This window comes from Streptomyces lydicus, from assembly GCF_000717345.1.
Taxonomy (GTDB): domain Bacteria; phylum Actinomycetota; class Actinomycetes; order Streptomycetales; family Streptomycetaceae; genus Streptomyces; species Streptomyces lydicus.
The window spans coordinates 40,211-57,534 of record NZ_JNZA01000019.1; the positions used below are offsets into that span (position 1 = coordinate 40,211).

At 67.7% G+C, this 17,324-nt stretch carries 14 protein-coding genes; 8 read left to right on the top strand and 6 right to left on the bottom strand.

The window, feature by feature from the left end:
* The first annotated feature begins 30 nt into the window (after positions 1 to 30).
* From OO62_RS19670 to OO62_RS19705, 8 genes are all read left to right on the top strand, one after another.
* The gene (locus OO62_RS19670; protein WP_033268798.1) at positions 31 to 1,242 is read left to right on the top strand and encodes a cytochrome P450; all 1,212 of its coding nucleotides are present in this window, start codon (positions 31 to 33) and stop codon (positions 1,240 to 1,242) included.
* Between the two features lie 412 nt (positions 1,243 to 1,654).
* The gene (locus OO62_RS19675) at positions 1,655 to 2,152 is read left to right on the top strand and encodes a DUF1003 domain-containing protein (RefSeq protein WP_051733431.1); all 498 of its coding nucleotides are present in this window, start codon (positions 1,655 to 1,657) and stop codon (positions 2,150 to 2,152) included.
* 242 nt (positions 2,153 to 2,394) lie between these two features.
* Positions 2,395 to 2,847, top strand: coding sequence for a VOC family protein (locus OO62_RS19680; protein WP_033268799.1), 453 nt, complete (start codon positions 2,395 to 2,397; stop codon positions 2,845 to 2,847).
* A 538-nt stretch (positions 2,848 to 3,385) separates the two neighbouring features.
* Positions 3,386 to 5,068, top strand: a complete 1,683-nt coding sequence (locus OO62_RS19685; protein WP_033268800.1) for an NAD(P)/FAD-dependent oxidoreductase — start codon at positions 3,386 to 3,388, stop codon at positions 5,066 to 5,068.
* Complete coding sequence (locus OO62_RS19690) at positions 5,065 to 6,522, top strand: ATP-binding protein (RefSeq protein WP_033268801.1); 1,458 nt, start codon at positions 5,065 to 5,067, stop codon at positions 6,520 to 6,522. The genes OO62_RS19685 and OO62_RS19690 overlap by 4 nt, the downstream gene beginning before the upstream one ends.
* Positions 6,519 to 6,869 (top strand): UBP-type zinc finger domain-containing protein, encoded by a 351-nt coding sequence (locus OO62_RS19695; RefSeq protein ID WP_033268802.1) that lies wholly within the window; start codon positions 6,519 to 6,521, stop codon positions 6,867 to 6,869. Before OO62_RS19690 ends, OO62_RS19695 begins: the two co-directional genes overlap by 4 nt.
* 1,304 nt (positions 6,870 to 8,173) lie before the next feature.
* Positions 8,174 to 9,997: a glycoside hydrolase family 15 protein gene (locus tag OO62_RS19700; RefSeq protein WP_033268803.1), complete on the top strand. Its 1,824-nt coding sequence runs from the start codon at positions 8,174 to 8,176 to the stop codon at positions 9,995 to 9,997.
* A 114-nt stretch (positions 9,998 to 10,111) separates the two neighbouring features.
* Complete coding sequence (locus OO62_RS19705; protein WP_078617266.1) at positions 10,112 to 10,666, top strand: HdeD family acid-resistance protein; 555 nt, start codon at positions 10,112 to 10,114, stop codon at positions 10,664 to 10,666.
* A gap of 122 nt (positions 10,667 to 10,788) precedes the next feature.
* On the opposite strand, the gene OO62_RS19710 is transcribed toward OO62_RS19705, so the two are convergent.
* The 6 genes from OO62_RS19710 to OO62_RS19735 form a co-directional block, all read right to left on the bottom strand.
* Entirely contained in the window at positions 10,789 to 11,781 is a 993-nt protein-coding gene (locus OO62_RS19710) for a diacylglycerol/lipid kinase family protein (RefSeq protein ID WP_077191301.1), read from the bottom strand.
* Between the two features lie 202 nt (positions 11,782 to 11,983).
* Positions 11,984 to 13,030: an NAD(P)-dependent alcohol dehydrogenase gene (locus OO62_RS19715; RefSeq protein WP_033268805.1), complete on the bottom strand. Its 1,047-nt coding sequence runs from the start codon at positions 13,028 to 13,030 to the stop codon at positions 11,984 to 11,986.
* A gap of 23 nt (positions 13,031 to 13,053) precedes the next feature.
* The gene (locus tag OO62_RS19720; protein WP_033268872.1) at positions 13,054 to 14,322 is read right to left on the bottom strand and encodes a cytochrome P450; all 1,269 of its coding nucleotides are present in this window, start codon (positions 14,320 to 14,322) and stop codon (positions 13,054 to 13,056) included.
* A gap of 60 nt (positions 14,323 to 14,382) precedes the next feature.
* Complete coding sequence (locus OO62_RS19725) at positions 14,383 to 15,786, bottom strand: NAD(P)/FAD-dependent oxidoreductase (protein WP_033268806.1); 1,404 nt, start codon at positions 15,784 to 15,786, stop codon at positions 14,383 to 14,385.
* Entirely contained in the window at positions 15,783 to 16,001 is a 219-nt protein-coding gene (locus OO62_RS19730) for a ferredoxin (RefSeq protein WP_033268807.1), read from the bottom strand. The genes OO62_RS19725 and OO62_RS19730 overlap by 4 nt, the downstream gene beginning before the upstream one ends.
* A gap of 852 nt (positions 16,002 to 16,853) precedes the next feature.
* Positions 16,854 to 17,231, bottom strand: a complete 378-nt coding sequence (locus tag OO62_RS19735; protein ID WP_033268808.1) for a hypothetical protein — start codon at positions 17,229 to 17,231, stop codon at positions 16,854 to 16,856.
* Positions 17,232 to 17,324: the final 93 nt, after the last annotated feature.

The window sequence follows — 17,324 nt, forward strand, 5'->3', positions numbered from 1 at the left end:
CTGTGCCGCCCGGCGACCTCAGGAGACACCATGACGCCCGGCACCATCACTGCTCAGATCACCGACTACGCCAACCGGGCCGATCCGTACCCGCTCTACGCGGAGCTGCGCAAGACACCGGTCAGGCGGGAGGACGACGGCACCTACGTGGTCAGCACGTACGAGGAGGTGCGGAGCCTGGCCAACGACCCGCGGCTGAGCAACGACACCCGCAACCGCCCGCCCGGTCACGCCCGTCCCGGGCAACCGGCGGAGGAGACCGGCCTGCCACCCAGCTTCATCTTCACCGACCCGCCCGTGCACGACCGGCTGCGCGACACCATCAACCGGCCGTTCGGCCCCCCGCACAGCCCCAGGTTCCTCGACGGCCTGCGCGGAGAGCTGGCCAAGGTCGTCACCGAGCTGCTCGACGCCTTCGAAGGCAAGGACCAGGTCGACATCGTCGAGGACTTCTCCTATCCCCTTCCCGTCACCGCCATCTGCAAGGTTCTCGGCGTGCCACGCGAGGACGAACCGCGCTTCCACGTCTGGGCCGATGCCCTGGCGTCGTCACTCGATCCGCAGTCCGGCGGCGGCGACGAAAGCCAGGAAAAGGCACAGCGGGCACGCCAGGACATGGGCGCCTACCTGACCGATCTGATCGAGACCAAACGCCGCCACCCCGGCCCCGGGATCCTCAGCGCACTCGCCCCCGACATGACACCGGCAGACCTGGAGGCCACCGCGGTGCTCCTCCTGGTCGCCGGCCATGAGACCACCGTCAACGCGATCACGAATACGACGCTCACCTTGCTGCGCCACCCCGACGTCCTCCAGCGGTTCCTGCAGGATCCGGGCCTGGCTGTCCCGCTCATCGAGGAAGTGCTGCGGTACGAGCCCCCGGTCCAGTTCGTCCCGTGGACCACCGCCCTGGCCGACATCGACGTCGCCGGCACCACGATCCCCAAGGGCTCTCCGGTATGGCTCATGCTGGCGGCGGCCAACCGCGACCCCCAACGCTTCGCGGACCCCGACCGGTTCGATCCCGACCGCAAGGACAACGAGCACCTGGGCTTCTACACCGGCATCCACTACTGCTTCGGCGCCCCGCTCGCCCGCATAGAACTCCACGTGGCCGTGCCGGAACTGTTCCGCCGGGTCACGTTCTCCCAACTGCTCGAGGACCCACCGCCGTACCGCGCCAACGCAGTGCTGCGCGGCCCCCGCCACCTTCCCGTGGCGATCGAGGGCCTCACGGCCTGAGCGCCGCAGAGGCTTTCACCCCGACCCTCGAACCAGGTGCAGCTCCACGACGGCAACGGCCGCCTCGGCAAGCCCCTCCCCTGGGCCGGCCGATGTTCCCGCTCCGGTTCCGCAAAGCAGCGGACACTGGCTGGAAGCCAGGCACTCACCGGGAAGTCGCCAACCGGCCTCCGCGATGAAAGCCGGTAGCCGCTTCGCCGGTGGGCGTCTCGATTGACGTGGCTCGGCGGTCCGGGTACCCCCCGACGGGAGGTTGCGACGGGCAAGGTTACGGAACGCTGACGGGACCCGGCCCGGCAGCGTTCCACCACGCGATGTATTCGGGCGTGTTCACCGTCGGTCGTCGCGAGGTTCGAACCCACCTGTCCGTACGCTGTCGGCTGGTGCACGTGGACGGCGGTTGGGAGTGGGCATGGGCGGCGCTGTGAGCGGTCCCGGCGGGCCGAGGGATCCGGGCGGGCTGGCTCTGCGGCTGCGGCGTGAGCAGGAGGTGCTCGCGCGGATGCGCGGGACCGAGGACCGGATCGCGGACGCGATCACCGCCTTCGCCGGCACCATGCAGTTCGTCTACATCCATGCGGCGTGGTTCACGGTCTGGATCGTGTGCAACGAAGGCGCGTTCGGTCAGAAGGCCGTCTGGGATCCCTTCCCCTTCGGGCTGCTCACGATGATCGTCAGCCTGGAGGCGATCTTCCTGTCCACCTTCGTGATGGTGAGCCAGAACCGCCAGGCCGCCCGGGAGAACGTCCGCGCCGACCTCGACTTCGAGACCAATGTGCGCTCGGAGGTGTGGTCGATCCACATGGGCCGCGCCCTGGGCGTCGACCCGACGGAGGTCGAGCGCAAGGTGCAGGAAGTCCTCGCGGAGAACCGCGCCCGGATGGCCGGCTCCGGCCACTCCTCTCAGTAGCCAGTCCTCCCAGCAACAGGGGCGAAGTACCGCTGCCGGACGACGCCGCAGGGCCCCTACCGGCTCAGCGCGCCTTCTCGGCGAGGCAGACAGCGACGAACACAGCAACAGGAGTCACGCGCGTCGGAACAGCCCTTCCGCCTCGGCTGCGGCGTCTCCCCTCTCACCCGTGTCCATCCGCCCCCCACAGGCATCTTTGCCTCACTATATGCAGATACATCCTAATTACGTGGAGGCTGCGCATGAGCCGTGATGATCTTCCATACCCAGAGACCGGGCTGCTCCTCACCCACTTCCTGACGGTGGCCGACGTAGCCCGATCCCGCGCCTTCTACGCCGACGTTCTGGGCGGTGAAGTGGTCCTCGCCGAGAACCCCTGCATCGTCAAGCTCGCCAACGGATGGATCATCATGAACCCCGGCGGCGGGCCGACCCCCGACAAGCCGGACGTCACCCTGCGGCCACCCACTGACCCGAACACGGTCAGCAGCTTCCTCAACATCCGCGTCGCCGACATCGAGGAATGCCACCGACAGTGGAGCGCCAAGGGAGCCGAATTCCTCACTCCACCCATCGACCGCAAAGCCGAACTGCGCTGCTATCTGCGAGACCCCGACGGCTATCTCATCGAAGTAGGGCAGGCCACCGGCATGGAGCAGGGCATCTTCGCCGACCCACCCGCCGGCACCAACTGACACCGACCAGCCGCGCCCCTGACCGCCTGCTGCGAAACCCAAGGAGATCACGCCGCCGTGGGTGGCCCGACAGCAAGATCGAGCCTGCCGCGCAGGTCAGCGCCGTCGACAGCCCGGGGGCGACACCGCCATCACTCGAACCCGAAGGTGGAACCGCGGGCGCCTGTACGGCACTCACCATCTGGCTCCGCACATGATCGACCGGACAAGTCCTAGATGCCCCGAGGCTGGAGCTAGGCATGAATGCGAGCCGGTCAAGGCGGAAGGGAACATGGTCTTGGTGTGGGGGCGCTTCTCGGGGCGTGGGCAGCCCACCCCGTGGATCGCCACAATCCCTCGGCAGTGCCTGGCTGGGCTGCCGGTCGGTTGCGCCCCGCAGACGCAACGTCACACACCGCGACACCCACCGGCGGAGTTCCACACACTTGATCTTGCGTAGCGAACCATGACAGGCACCCATACGATGGGAATTGCTGACGCACCGGTGTGCCGGACAGGCACATGAAGTCGGTACGGAGGGCGATCGACCGGGGACGTGATGCCTAGGGAACAGGCTGCCAGTCCGGCGCGGACCGTCATCCTGACCGTGGACGACGATCCGGGCGTCTCGCGTGCTGTCGCCCGCGATCTGCGGCGCCGCTACGGTGAGTCGTACCGCATCGTACGTGCGGAGTCCGGTGCGTCCGCTCTTGCTGCCCTGCGTGAGCTGAAGCTGCGCGGCGCACCTGTCGCGGTGATCTTGGCCGACTACCGGATGCCGGAGATGAACGGCATCGAGTTCCTCGAGCAGGCCCTCGACATCCATCCCGACGCCCGACGGGTGCTGCTCACCGCGTACGCGGACACCGACGCGGCCATCGACGCGATCAATGTCGTCGACCTCGACCACTACCTCCTCAAGCCCTGGGAGCCGCCCGAGGAGAAGCTGTACCCCGTTCTCGACGATCTCCTGCTCGCCTGGCGGGCCACCGACCGCCGGCCCGTGACCGTCACCAAGGTCGTCGGACACCGCTGGTCGGCGCGTTCCTCGGCCGTACGCGAGTTCCTGGCCCGGAACCAGGTGCCCTACCGCTGGTACTCGTCCGAGGATCCCGAAGGCCGGCGGCTGCTGTGTGCCGCGGGCCAGGAGGGGCTGCGGCTCCCGCTGGTGATCGTCCCCGACGGCACAGCCCTCGTCGAACCCGAGGACCGGGAGCTCGCCACCCGGGTCGGCCTCGCGACGACGCCGGCAACCGACTTCTACGACCTCGTCATCATCGGCGGTGGACCGGCCGGTTTGGGTGCGGCGGTCTACGGGGCCTCCGAGGGCCTGCGCACCGTCCTCGTGGAGCGGTCCGCAACCGGAGGGCAAGCGGGCCAGAGCTCACGCATCGAGAACTATCTCGGCTTTCCGGACGGAGTGTCCGGGGCGCAGCTCACCGACCGGGCCCGTCGTCAGGCGTCGAAGTTCGGTGCCGAGATACTGACCGCGAGCGAGGTCACCGGGCTGGAAATCAACGGCGCGTCGCGCATCGTCCGGTTCTCGGACGGCTCCGCCGTCGCCGCGCACTCCGTGATTCTGGCGACCGGCGTGTCGTACCGGCAACTGGATGCGCCCCATGTGTCCGAGCTGATCGGCTGCGGAGTGTTCTACGGCTCGGCCCTCACCGAAGCGGCCGCGTGCCAGGACCAGGACGTGTACATCGTCGGCGGCGCGAACTCCGCCGGTCAGGCCGCGATATACCTGGCCCGCAGCGCCAAGTCGGTCAGCGTATTGGTGCGCCAGCCGTCCTTGTCCGCTTCGATGTCGCACTACCTCGTCCAGCAGGTCGACGAGACGCCCACGATTTCCGTGCGCACCCACACGGTCGTCGACGCGGCCCACGGCTCAGGGCATCTGGAACAGATCACCGTCCGGGACACAGTGACCGGCCACACCGAACGCGTCGACGCCCAGTGGATGTTCGTCTTCATCGGCGCAGCCCCGCGGACCGACTGGCTGGAGGGCACAGTGCTCCGGGACTCCCGCGGGTTCATCCTGACCGGTCCCGACCTGACCGCGGACGGGCACCCGCCGGCCGGCTGGGAGTTGGACCGGCCGCCCTACCACCTGGAAACCAACGTCCCCGGCGTGTTCGTGGCCGGCGACGCCCGCGCCGAGTCCGCCAAGCGGGTCGCTTCCGCAGTGGGCGAGGGAGCCATGGCCGTCATGCTCGTCCACCGATACCTGGAGCAGTCATGAACGGCCGGCCGATGCCGTGCAGTCAGGAGGAACTCGGTTCGCTGTTCCTGTTCGAGAAGCTGTCCCCCGACCAGCTCGGCCTGCTCTGCCGCGAAGGCCGGGTGGAGGAGTTCGCGCCCGGGCCCGTGTACGGGGAGGGGGACGCGGCCACCTGCTTCTACGTGCTGCTCGAAGGAACCCTCGTCCTCTCACGCCGTATCGGGGACTACGACGTGGAGATCACCCGGAGTTCCAGCCGCGGGGTGTACGCGGGAGCCTTCCAGGCGTACCTGGGAGACCGCCTGCGGCAGGTGTACAACAGCTCCCTGCGCGTCCTTGAGCCCACCCGCTTCTTCGTGCTGCCCGCGGAGACCTTCGCCACGATCATGCGTGACTGGTTTCCCATGGCCGTGCACCTGCTCGAAGGGCTCTTCTTCGGCACCAAGAGCGTCCAGGAGGCCGTCGGCCAGCGCGAACGGCTGCTGGCTCTAGGGTCGTTGTCCGCCGGGCTGACCCATGAGCTGAACAACCCGGCCGCCGCGGCCGTGCGAGCCACCTCCGCGCTCCGCGAGCGGGTCGCCGGAATGCGCCACAAGCTCGGCATCATCGCCGCGCGCCCGTACCGGCGCGACACCCTGGAGACGCTGATCGACGTCCAGGAACGCACCGCCGAATGCGTCGCCAAGTCCACCACCCTGAGCCCGCTGGAGGCCGCCGACCGGGAGGACACCATCTCCGACTGGCTGGACGACCACGGCATCGGGGACGGCTGGCAGCTCGCGCCGACCTTCGTACAGGCCGGCCTCGACATCGACTGGCTGGACCAGGTCGCCGCAGCCGTGGACAGCGATACCCTCGACGGTGCCGTGCGGTGGCTCAACTACACCGTCGAAACCGAGCTGTTGATGAACGAGATCGAGGAGTCGACCACCCGCGTCTCGGCCCTCGTCACCGCAGCCAAGCAGTACTCGCAACTCGACCGAGCGCCCCACCAGGTCACCGACGTCCATGAACTGCTGGACAGCACCCTGCTGATGGTCTCCGCCAAGATCGGCCCGCACATCACCGTCGTCAAGGACTACGACCGCAGCCTGCCGGACATCCCCGCCTACCCCAGCGAGCTCAACCAGGTATGGACGAACCTGATCGACAACGCCGTCGCGGCCATGAACAGTACGGACGCCGGCGGCACATTGACGGTGCGCACCGCGCGCGACGGAGACCATCTGCTCGTCGAATTCTGCGACACCGGCCCCGGAGTCCCCGCGGAAATCCGCGAGCGCATCTTCGACCCCTTCTTCACCACCAAACCGGTGGGTGAGGGCACAGGTCTCGGCCTGGACATCTCCTGGCGCATCATCGTCAACAAACACAACGGCGACCTGAGCTTCCGATCCGTCCCCGGCGACACCCGCTTCCAGGTACGCCTGCCGCTGACCTCCCCCAACTCCCCTCCCCCAAAGGAGCCGTCATGAGTTCCCCACCCGGAATCGACCCCTCGGTCCCACCCAGCGGAACCGGCTGCGCCGAATGCGACGCCAGTGGCGGCTGGTGGTTCCACCTGCGACGTTGCGCGCAGTGCGGCCACATCGGCTGTTGCGACGACTCGCCCGCCAAGCACGCGACGTCGCACGCCCGGGACAGCCGGCACCCGATGATCCGCAGCTTCGAGCCGGGCGAAACCTGGTTCTACGACTACGAGACCACGGAGATGTACGCCTCGGGCCCACCCCTGGCCCCGCCGGAGAGTCACCCGGTCGACCAGCCCACCCCTGGCCCTGCGGGGCGAGTCCCGAAGGACTGGGCTGAGCGTCTGGGATAGGCAGATCGCCGAACGGGACGGCGGTGGCAAGGTCCGCGAGGAAACCCACCGGCTGCAACGTCTTCGGGCTGTTCCTGCAGACAGAGAAGGACCCGCCAATGTGGTGCTGGCGGTTCGTGATGTCGTCCCTCGGCCTGTCGTCCGCGTCATTTGGCCTGCGCGGTGAGGGGCTGGCGTTGGAGTTGTTGTGCGACATCACGCCTCACGTAACACGCATGACTCCTCACGCATTGTGCATTGCAATGCAGTTATTCGAGGAGAATACTCAATACCCCGGCAGGGAAGACCCGGAAGTGCGCTGCGCGTGGACAGAGGTGCCTCGCGCAGCGCTTTGCGCAGCGTGCCATTGCCAGTGGTGACCCAAGTCGATGGGCCTTTCTCCGCTGTTGCTCTGCGCCGGGGACGGTCGTGCGCATCCCGGCACCACATCGGGGCACGACCGAAGCGGGCAGGGGGCTGTGGGCTCAATCGGAAGCCCTGTCCACAACACGTCGCGAGGCCAGTCCCCGTGACCGGGAACCGACCTCGAAATTGTCGTGTGAAGTTGTCAGAAACGGCCTCCTCCACCGAATCCATATCCGCCGCCGAAGCCACGTCCACGGCCGTAGCCGCGTCCCCGACCAAAGCCACGTCCACGGCCGTAGCCGCCTCCGCGTCCATAGCCGCGTCCACCGTCGTCGTCATCCCAACCACAGCAGCCGTGCCCACGCCTGAAGGGGAGTATGCGGAAACTCATTGTCCGCCTCCTTGGTTTGACACGGTCCAGCCTTCTCCAGCAGGACCACTTCCACGCTACGCCGTAGCGCGTCGAAATCAAACGCAAAGAGGGTGAAAATTCACGTAAATTCGGGTGTTTACGTCTGCGCAAAGTGGCTACCGGTTGCTCTCTGTATTCCCGCTCCCTCCCCTGGGCGCAACAGGCTCAGGCGCAATAAACCCACCCTGCACGTCTGTCGAAGGCCGGACGTGACAACGGTCAAAGTAATAGCAGCCTGAGGCAGGCATAGGAGGGTCGGAACGAACACCGGATGGGATCCCTGCCACGGCTGGAAACGGCCAGGCGACAAAGACGCTCGCTCGGGCTTCTGTAGGACACTGGAGGTGCGTGGGACGTCGTGGTCCGCGCCCCTCGATCCGGGAGGCCGAAGCGGAAGGCCGCAACCTATCCGTCGGTGGTCCTCGGCTTCGCGTTCATGGATGCCGCGATACCTAGCGCGAGCTGACCTAGCAGGGCGGCTCACCCCGACGGGGCGATTGCAGGGGCCCCGAAGCAGGAGAGGCGGGAGCAAAGGGAGGGTGCTGCGATGTCTGGAGCACCGGCACAGCACGAGTCCGTCCGTTATCTGCCGATCGCTGAGCACGGCTTGATCGGGAATCTGCGCACGGTGGCGCTGGTGGGTACCAACGGGGCCATCGACTGGTATTGCTGTCCCTCTTTCGACTCCCCGAGTGTTTTCGCGGCCATCCTGGACGCGGACCGGGGCGGGGCGTTCGCGCTGGCTCCCACCGTGCCGGCCAGCACCAAACAGTTCTACTTCCCGGACACCAATGTGCTGATCACCCGCTTCTTCACCGAGGACGGGCTGGGGGAGATCCAGGACTTCATGCCCGTGGCGGACTCCGGCGCATCCGACCGCGACCGGCTCATCCGGCGGGTGGTGTGCGTTCGCGGAACAATCCCGTTCCAGGCTCGGGTGACCCCCCGGTTCGGCTACGGCGCCCACCCGCACACCGTACGGATGCTGGACCGGGCCGCCTTGTTCGCCTCCGAGGAGTTGTCGCTGATGCTGACCGCGACGGTGCCGCTGGAGCGAGAGGAAAAGGACGTGGGGGCGGAATTCGAACTCTCCCAGGGCGACATGGTGGTGTTCGCCCTGGAGCAGGTCAGCAGCGAGGCTCTGCCGCCCCGCTGCCCGCTCGCCGAGGCCGAGCGGGAGTTCGCCGCCACGGTCGCGTTCTGGCGGCGCTGGCTGCAACAGTCCCGCTACCGCGGCCGATGGCGGGAGATGGTGCACCGCTCCGCGCTCACCCTCAAGCTGCTCACCTACGCCCCCACCGGCGCGATCGTGGCAGCCCCCACCACCAGCCTGCCCGAGCAGCTCGGCGGCGGCCGCAACTGGGACTACCGCTACGTGTGGGTGCGCGACGCCGCGTTCGCCGTCTATGCCCTGCTCAGGCTCGGCTTCACCGAGGAGACCGAGGCGTTCATGGGCTTCCTCACCCGGCACACCGAACGGCGCGGCAACGGACCGTCCGGCCCGTTGCAGGTCATGTACGGCATCGACGGTCGCACCGAGTTGCCCGAACGCGAGCTGTCCCACCTGGAGGGTTACCAGGGCTCGGCGCCCGTGCGGGTCGGCAACGGCGCGGCCACCCAGTTGCAGCTCGACATCTACGGCGCCCTGCTCGACTCCGTCTATCTGTATGACATGTGGTGCCGGCCCATCTCCAGTGGCCACTGGCGCGCGGTGTGCGCACTGGTGGACTGGGTCTGTGAGAGCTGGGACCAGCCGGACGAGGGTGTGTGGGAGACCCGTGGCGGGCGCAAGAAGTTCCTCTACTCCCGCCTCATGTGCTGGGTGGCCATCGATCGCGCCATCCGCATAGCCCAGCACCGCAGCCTGCCCGCCGAGCTCGACCGCTGGGGGCCTGTCCGGGACGCGATCTACTTGCGGATCATGGACAAGGGCTGGTCACCCACCCGGCAGGCATTCGTCCAGCACGAGGACGGCGATGTGCTGGACGCCGCGGTGCTGATGATGCCGCTGACCAAGTTCGTCTCCCCCAGCGATCCCGTGTGGCTGTCCACCCTTGACGCCCTTGGCCGCGAACTGGTCTCTGACTCCCTGGTCTGGCGCTACGACCCCAAGGCCAGCCCGGACGGTCTGGAAGGCGAGGAGGGCACCTTCTCCATCTGTTCCTTCTGGTACGTCGAGGCCCTCACGCGCGCCGGGCGCCTGAACGAAGCTCGGCTGGCCTTCGAGAAGATGCTCACGTACGCCAACCACCTCGGCCTGTACGCGGAAGAGATCAGCCACACCGGAGAGCAACAGGGCAATTTCCCCCAGGCTTTCACCCACCTTGCCCTGATCAGCGCCGCCTTCAATCTCGACCGCGCCCTGGGGTGACCTCCCCCGCTCCGCGGTCTGCAAGAACCTGACGATGCGGCAGCTCGGCCCGCTGTACGGCTTCCCGCCCCACCGTCGTACCTGGCGAACCTGGGCTGGCAGATCCTGCTCACCATGGGCCTGGCCACCACCGCCCTGGGCGTCATCGCTCTGGTCCGGCCGGACGCAACGCTGCGGGTGCTCGGCGTGCTCTTCGGCGTCTATCTGCCGGCAACGGGCGTTTTCGAGCTGGCCGGCGCCTTCGGCACGCACGTGCCCCGGCATCTTCGGGTGCTGCATTTCCTCACAGGCGCGTTCTCCATCCTGCTGGGGTTGATCTGCTTCCGGGGCGCCCTGGAGTCGATCCTGGTGCTCGCCCTGTGGATCGGCTTCAGCTGGCTGCTGCGCGGCACCATGGAGACGGCCACTGCGGCCTCCGCCCAGGACATGCCGGCCCGAGGCTGGCACGTGGCCTTCGGGATCATCAGTGCTCTGGCGGGCATCGTGCTCATCGTCTCGCCGTTCGCCTCGATCGCGGCACTCCTGCTGGTGGTGGGCATCATGGCCATCGTCGTGGGGCTGACCGAGGTGGGCCGGGCCCTCATGATGCGCGTCGAAGTCGGCCGTCTTGCTCCGGCCCCCGCCCACCAGCGACGCCCCCTGTTCCACCGTCCACACCCGCAGCACTGATCGATCGCCCCGCCGCCCGCTCGGTACCCTCCCCGGATCACCGGATCACCGCCGCCCACCACGATCGCGAGTGATCCCGCACCTGTCCGGGGACGTCCGCGCCGTGCCCGGTTCGGCTTCGGTCAGCCGGGAGGACGGCCGTGAACCGTTCGCCCTACAGCCGAGGCCACCCGCCGGATGGCGCCCCAGCCTGGCGGCCGCCCGGCGTGCGCGACGCTGGGCCGATGGCGGGGAACCCGCACCCGTAGCGTCCCTGGGCTGATCCGGCACCGCACGGGAGTCGGCAGGGTGACGGCTTCACCGTCCAGCCCGACGGGGACGACCGGGACGTCGGCATCGACGACAACCTCCTCAGAGGTGGCCAGATTGGTCAGGCCGTGCGTCTGCCCACCTCGCAGCCGGGCGACCGTCTCAGCGGGCGTCTCGGCCCTGGCGGCCAGTACCCCGAGGAGCCCGGAGTCGAGCTGCGTACGCCTGCCGAGTCCGGCCGGGTCATCGACCTGGTAGGGGTTGTTGCTCACCAGCACGGCATCCGGCCGGTCCACAGTGAGCAGCCCTGCGCGTACCACCAGCTCTGGGCCCGCGTGGCGAGCCAGGAATTCCGGGAGGATCCGCACCACGGTGCCGATCTTGTCGTCCCGATAGGCCGGGTCCTGCACCAGGGCGGCATACGCTCCGAACGACACGTTGTTGACGAACGCCCGCTCGCCTGCGTACCCGAGATCCACACGCAGCTCGACGCCGTCCGTGAGGGCCTCCAGCGCGGCCGAAGGGTCTTCACGGTCCAGGCCGAGGTCCATCGCGAAGTGGTTGCGGGTACCGGCCGGGACGACCAGGAAGGGGACACCGCTCTGCGCAGCCACCCCAGCGACCACTGCCTGCGTGCCGTCTCCGCCGGCCACTCCCAGCAGGTCCGCACCGTCATCCACTGCGCGTCGGGCGACAGCCACCAGATCCCGGGGCCGGGAAGGATCAAGCAGGAGGACCTGGGCCCCCAACTCACGGGCTCTTTCCGCGATGCGGAAGCGGCTCGCCTTCCCTCCTCCCGAACGGGGATTCACAATGAGATACGGCCGCCGTGCAGCGGCCACCGGTCGGAACGCGTTCTCGGTCATGGCAACCGCCAGCAGGCCGCGTTCATCAGCCCGGTGCCCGTCACAGTCGCAGGCGCCGGCACAACTGCTGTTACTACGCCCGCTGCTGACTGTGCCCTCGGCCACCGGCCCGGTCCAGCGATCGCACCGGTCACCGTCTCCATGACGTTTCCTCCGACAGTTACGGCCTGCGGCACCGGCCCGGTCACGTTGAGGGCGGTACTCACGGGTGGGGGGTGATGACGGCGCGTCCTTGGATCTTGCCGTCGTGCAGGAGCCGGTATGCCTCGTTGGCGCGTTCCAAGGGGAAGTGCTCGACCAGCATCTTGATCTTTTGCTGCTGGGCGAGAGTGATCATTTCCATCAGTTCGGGAAGGGAGCCCCAGTAGGGCGAGGCGACCGAGCACTCGTGCGGCGGGCTCGCGAAGTTGACGGGCAGGACTCCGCCGCCGAGACCCACGATGGTCAGGTGGCCAAGCATCCTGGCCACCTGAGCAGCCATCCGCAGGGTCGGATCTATGCCGACCATGTCGAGCACGAGCTGAGCGCCCTGTTGTCCGGTCATGTCCTTGATGCGTGTGACCGCCTCCTCGCCCGAGAGCAGAGCCTCGTCCGCACCCATGCGCTGAGCGGTTTCCAACTTGCCGGCATCGGTGTCCACGGCGACGACGGTGGTCGCCGCGCTGAGCGCTCGGACCATCTGGATGGCCATCTGGCCCAGCCCGCCCACCCCGATCACCACCGCGGTCGAGCCCGGCCCCAGCAGGTGGACCGATCGCTTGACGGCGTGATAGCTGGTCAGTCCCGCGTCGCTGAGCGGGGCAGCTTGGCGGGGGTCGAGATTGCCCAGTGGAATCAGGAATCGCGCCGCCGGGACCCTCAGGTACTCGGCCATTCCGCCGTCGTGACCGCCACTCAGGCCCCCACCCTGACCACTGGCCTTCTGGCAGTAATTCTCCCGGCCCTCCCGGCAGTTGACGCACGTCCCACAGCCCCAGGGACCGTAGACCATCACAGGGTCTCCGGGCGCGAACCCAGTGACCCCCGGCCCCAGGCTCTCCACCCATCCCGCGTTCTCATGGCCGAGCGTGAAGGGTAGTTCTGTGGCGAACCCTGGTGGTGGTCCGGGTGCCTCCATGATGTGCAGATCTGAGTGGCACGCCCCGGCGCCCCCGACCTTCACCAGGACCTGTCCCGGCCCGGGCTCGGGCACCGGCACCTCGCGCAGCTCGGGCGGTTGCTGCCATCCGACGAGTTGAAAAGCCTGCATGGCGATCCCTTACGCACGCTGGTTCAGTCGCGGATCCCGTCGATGTCGACCAGGACGTGGCGCGGGCCACGGAAAATCTGGTTGTGGCGGTACGGCGGTGGGTCCTCCACGAGCCGGGGATTCTCCACCCGGCGGACGAACTCACCGACCGCGACCTGGACCTCGAGCCGCGCGAGCGGAGCGCCGAAGCAGAAGTGGATGCCCTGGCTGAATCCGAGGTGCTGGTTGTCCCGGCGTTCGAGGTCGAGCTCGTCAGGGTTGACGAACCGCTTCGGGTCGCGGTTCGCCGAGCCGTATGCCAAGAAGATCGGCGCGCCCTTCGGGATGGTGGTGCCTGCGATGTCGATGTCTTCCACGGCGGAGCGGGTGTGCCAGAACTGGACCGACGACTCGAAGCGCAGCAACTCCTCGACCCCGGGCACGATCAGCTCGGGCCGGCGGCGCAGCTTCTCGAGCGCCTCGGGGTGCCGCAGCAGGGTGAGCACGCTGTGGGCGATGAGATTGACCGTGGTTTCGTGCCCGGCGAAGATCAGGAGCAGGGCGTTGCTCGCGAGCACGCCCTTGGACATCCGTCCCTCCGGGCCGTCGTCGTTCACCATCGCCGAGAGCATGCCCGGGCCGGGCTGCTGGGCGTACCGGTCGAGCAACTCAGCTGCGAACTGCCCGAACTCCTGCACGGCCTGCCGCCCCCCGGCCTGTCGGCTCTGGATCTCTTCGGAGGCGGCCTCGGGGCCGAAGTCCAAAGCATCCAGGGCCGTCTCGATCCAGCTGTGGAAGCGCGGCTCGTCTTCCAGTGGCACGCCCAGGATTTTGCAGATCACGGTCACCGGCAGGGGGTAGGCGAACTCGTCGACGGCATCGATCCGGGTCTTGCCCTGCATGCTGTCCAGGAGGCCGTCCACGATGCGGCGGATCTCGGGCTCCAGGTCGGAGATCAGGTGAGGTGACTGGGGAGGGCCGACGAAGTGCGGCGTCATCATCCGGCGATCTCGATCGTGCTCGGGCGGGTCGCAGGTGATGATGGTCGGCTCGGTCAGCGCCTCCCTGATCGGCTCGGCCACCGGCTCCGCGGAGCCTTCGTCCTGGGCCGCGACCGGGACGGGACACTTTCTTGGATCCGAACTGACCCGGGGGTCGTGGAGCAGCGCGACGACCTCCCGGTAGGTGCTGACGACATAGGTTCCATCCGGCTGCCTCGCCACCGGTGTCTTGCGCAGTTCCTCGTAGAAGGGGTACGGATTGGCGCGGTTGGCGTAGCGGAGGGCCTGCTGCCAGGGGGTTTCCTCGACCACGAGGCTCCCCTCCTTCTTCCTGTCGATGCGGTCCGCTTGCACGCCCATCCGGCGGGCGCGTCAACGAGGGCGAGGCCGGAACTCGGCCCTCCGCTCGCTCGGGTCGTGGCCGGTCAGGACGACGTCGGGGATCGCCGTCGGGACGCCGGGTTGCGGGAACTCGGCCGGCATCGGCTTCATGTCCGGAGGCTGGTCCCAGCCTGGCGGCGGAGGCGGGAACGGACCCGATCGCTCGATCAGATTCCCGTAGTGCTCCAGCCACTTGCCGTGATCGAAGGTGACGGCGGCGACGATGCGGCCGCGGCGGCCGTAGGCGGCCGCAAAGTGGCGCTCCTTGACGGACCCCTGTGTGAAGACGATCTCGTCAGCGAAAGGCGGCACGCCGACGGACTTGATGTTGACGCCGAACTGACCGGACCAGAAGCCGGGCAGCAGCAGATGCGGGCGATAGAGGGGCTCGAGGTTCACCATGTTGTGGGCCGCTACCTCGGCGCCGAAAACGGCATTGTCCCAGTGCTCCATCGCGAGGAACTGGTACTCGTACAGCACATGGGGCGCGCGTGCCACGTCCCCTGCCACGTAGATGCTGTCGGTGACCACGCCGTTGACGTCGAAGGCGCGACCGCCGGCGTCGCAACCCACGCCCCAGAAACCGGAGGCCAGCCCGGCGCCCTCCAGCCATTCCACGTTGCGGATCGACCCCAGCGAGGCCACCACCACGTCGGCTTCGACGGTGGTTCCGTCCGAGAGATGAGCACGCCGCACGTGTCCGCCGGAGTCGCCCTCCAGCGACGACACGCCCAGCCCGCAGCGCAGGTCCACGCCGTGGTCCCGCTGCATCTCCGCGGCAATCTCAGCGATCACCCCGCCGAGCGCGCCGACCAGCGGCGCCGAGCCCCGCTCCACGACGGTCACCGGGAGATCGAGTTCCCGGCAGACCGACGCCACCTCCGAGCCGATGAACCCGGCGCCGATGACCATGACCCGCGACGGCGGTGCGGCCAGCGCCTTTTGCAGCTGGGCGGCATCATCACGCGAGCGAATCGTGTACACCCCGTCCAGGGCCGCCTCGTCCGGGTTCGGCCACTGTCGCGCCCGGGTGCCCGTGGCGATCAGCAAGCGGTCGTACGGGATGTGCTCGCCGTCGGCCAGGCGCACCTGCTTGGCGGCCCGGTCCAACCCGGTGGCCGTCACCCCGAGCCGCCATTGCGCATTCACTTCTCGCAGGCGGGGCAGCTTGGTGTGATCGGCCGGCACCCAGCCTTTGAGCACCTGCTTGGACAGCGGAGGACGGTCGTAGGGCTCGTACGGCTCGTCCCCGATGATGGTCAGAGATCCGGTGAAGCCCTCCCCGCGCAGGGCTTCAGCGGCCCGCAGTCCGGCCAGGGACGCACCGACGATGACAATCCGGCCATTGGCCCTGAACTCGCGCACCAGCTCTGCGACCGTAGCCCGCACGGTCATGACGTCTCGCTCTCGCCTGCGCCGTCCAAGCGGTCGATCACGATCGCCTGCACGGGACACGCCGCAGCGGCTCGCTCAACCTGCAGGCGCCGCTCGTCATCGGGGTTCGGCTCGTAGGTGAGCGCCTCCTGGCCAGTCAATCTGAAGTCCTGGTGCGCCAAATACACGCATTGTGCGTATCCCTGACATCGATTCAGGTCCACGGCGATCCGCATGGGCAGACTCCTTCCGATCTGCCGCCCAGCTGGACAGCCCACCCGTCACCCCCGGCTGAGCACCCGTATGTTTCGCTCTTCTCCGCCACGGCGGCGCATACGTCCGGTGAGCGTCACGGTCCGAAGGTCGCGGTCCGATCCGATGGCATCGGCATCAAGGTTGCCCCGCCGTTCACCTAAAAATATCCTCGCCCCGTCTTCCGACGCCCGCAAATCCGCTGTTCCGGAAACACCTCTCAGGTCAGCTGTAGTTCTTGATCTCTGACTGTGTCGTGCAGGCCCAGGGGGATTCCGGAGTGCTTGCCCGCCCTGGAAACGGTCACCGTCGTCATGGGCGTTTGCGGAGGCGATACGGCCCCGCAGGCTGAAGCCGCTGCGCTGATCACGCCCTGATACGCCCGGTCGCCGCCCGGAGTTGTTGTGAGCTTCAACGAAGCTCTGCATGAGGGCGTCCGCTCCGCGTACGCGAAGATGCTCCATGGTCGCCATAGATCTGGGGATTCCAGTTTTCCGCGCACGGCTTTCAGCGCCTCACAACCAGCATGCACCGTGTCAGACCGCAGGGTTGCTTCATCCCGCAAAGCCCGGCATCGAGTCTCCCGGGTCCGCTCGCCAACGGCCAGCAAACGAATGGAACCTGGGCTTTACCGGCCTCGCCCCTTGGAAGCGTTAACCGCATATCGTGGTTGACCCTGCGCGCGCAAGGTTTGATCCTCGATCCAACTCTCCTCGCGGCGCAGAGATGATTTTCGAGTGAATCGGGCATGGTCCCTCTTTCGCGAGGGCGGTGTTAATTCCCTCTCGAAGGGAGGTCCAGCGGTTGCTCCTTGGGGCGTGTCTCGCTGTGGCTGATCAGCCTGGAACGCACTGCGAAGCTCTCTTCTCGACCGTGGCAATCAGTCCCTGGACTCGCAAAACGAGCACGGGGCCCGTTGGGAGTGTCCTAGAGCAACTGCTTCCCGGCAGCCACAGCCTTATCGGCCGCGTCGGCCACCGCTGCGGCGTCGGCGCTGGACATGCCTTACAGGCAGCATTGGCCGCGTCGATGACCGCGTTTCGGGACTTCCGCTGTTGGTCGTTGTTGATGAGCGGGTCCATGGCCAAAGAGAGGGCGTAGATGTGCTCGTCCGTGTGAATGAGCGTCTCCCTGTCCCGTTCAGCTTGGGAGAGTGCGTCCTGTGCCGCGTCGGCGTCCTTGTCCGCCGCGGATGCCTTGTCCTCGGCGTCCATGTACGCGAGTTGTTCCTTCGCGCAGGCCACGGTGCTTCCGCTGCGTGCATCCGAGGGTCTGCTGGTCGGGTACGGCCACTACCTGCCGTTCTC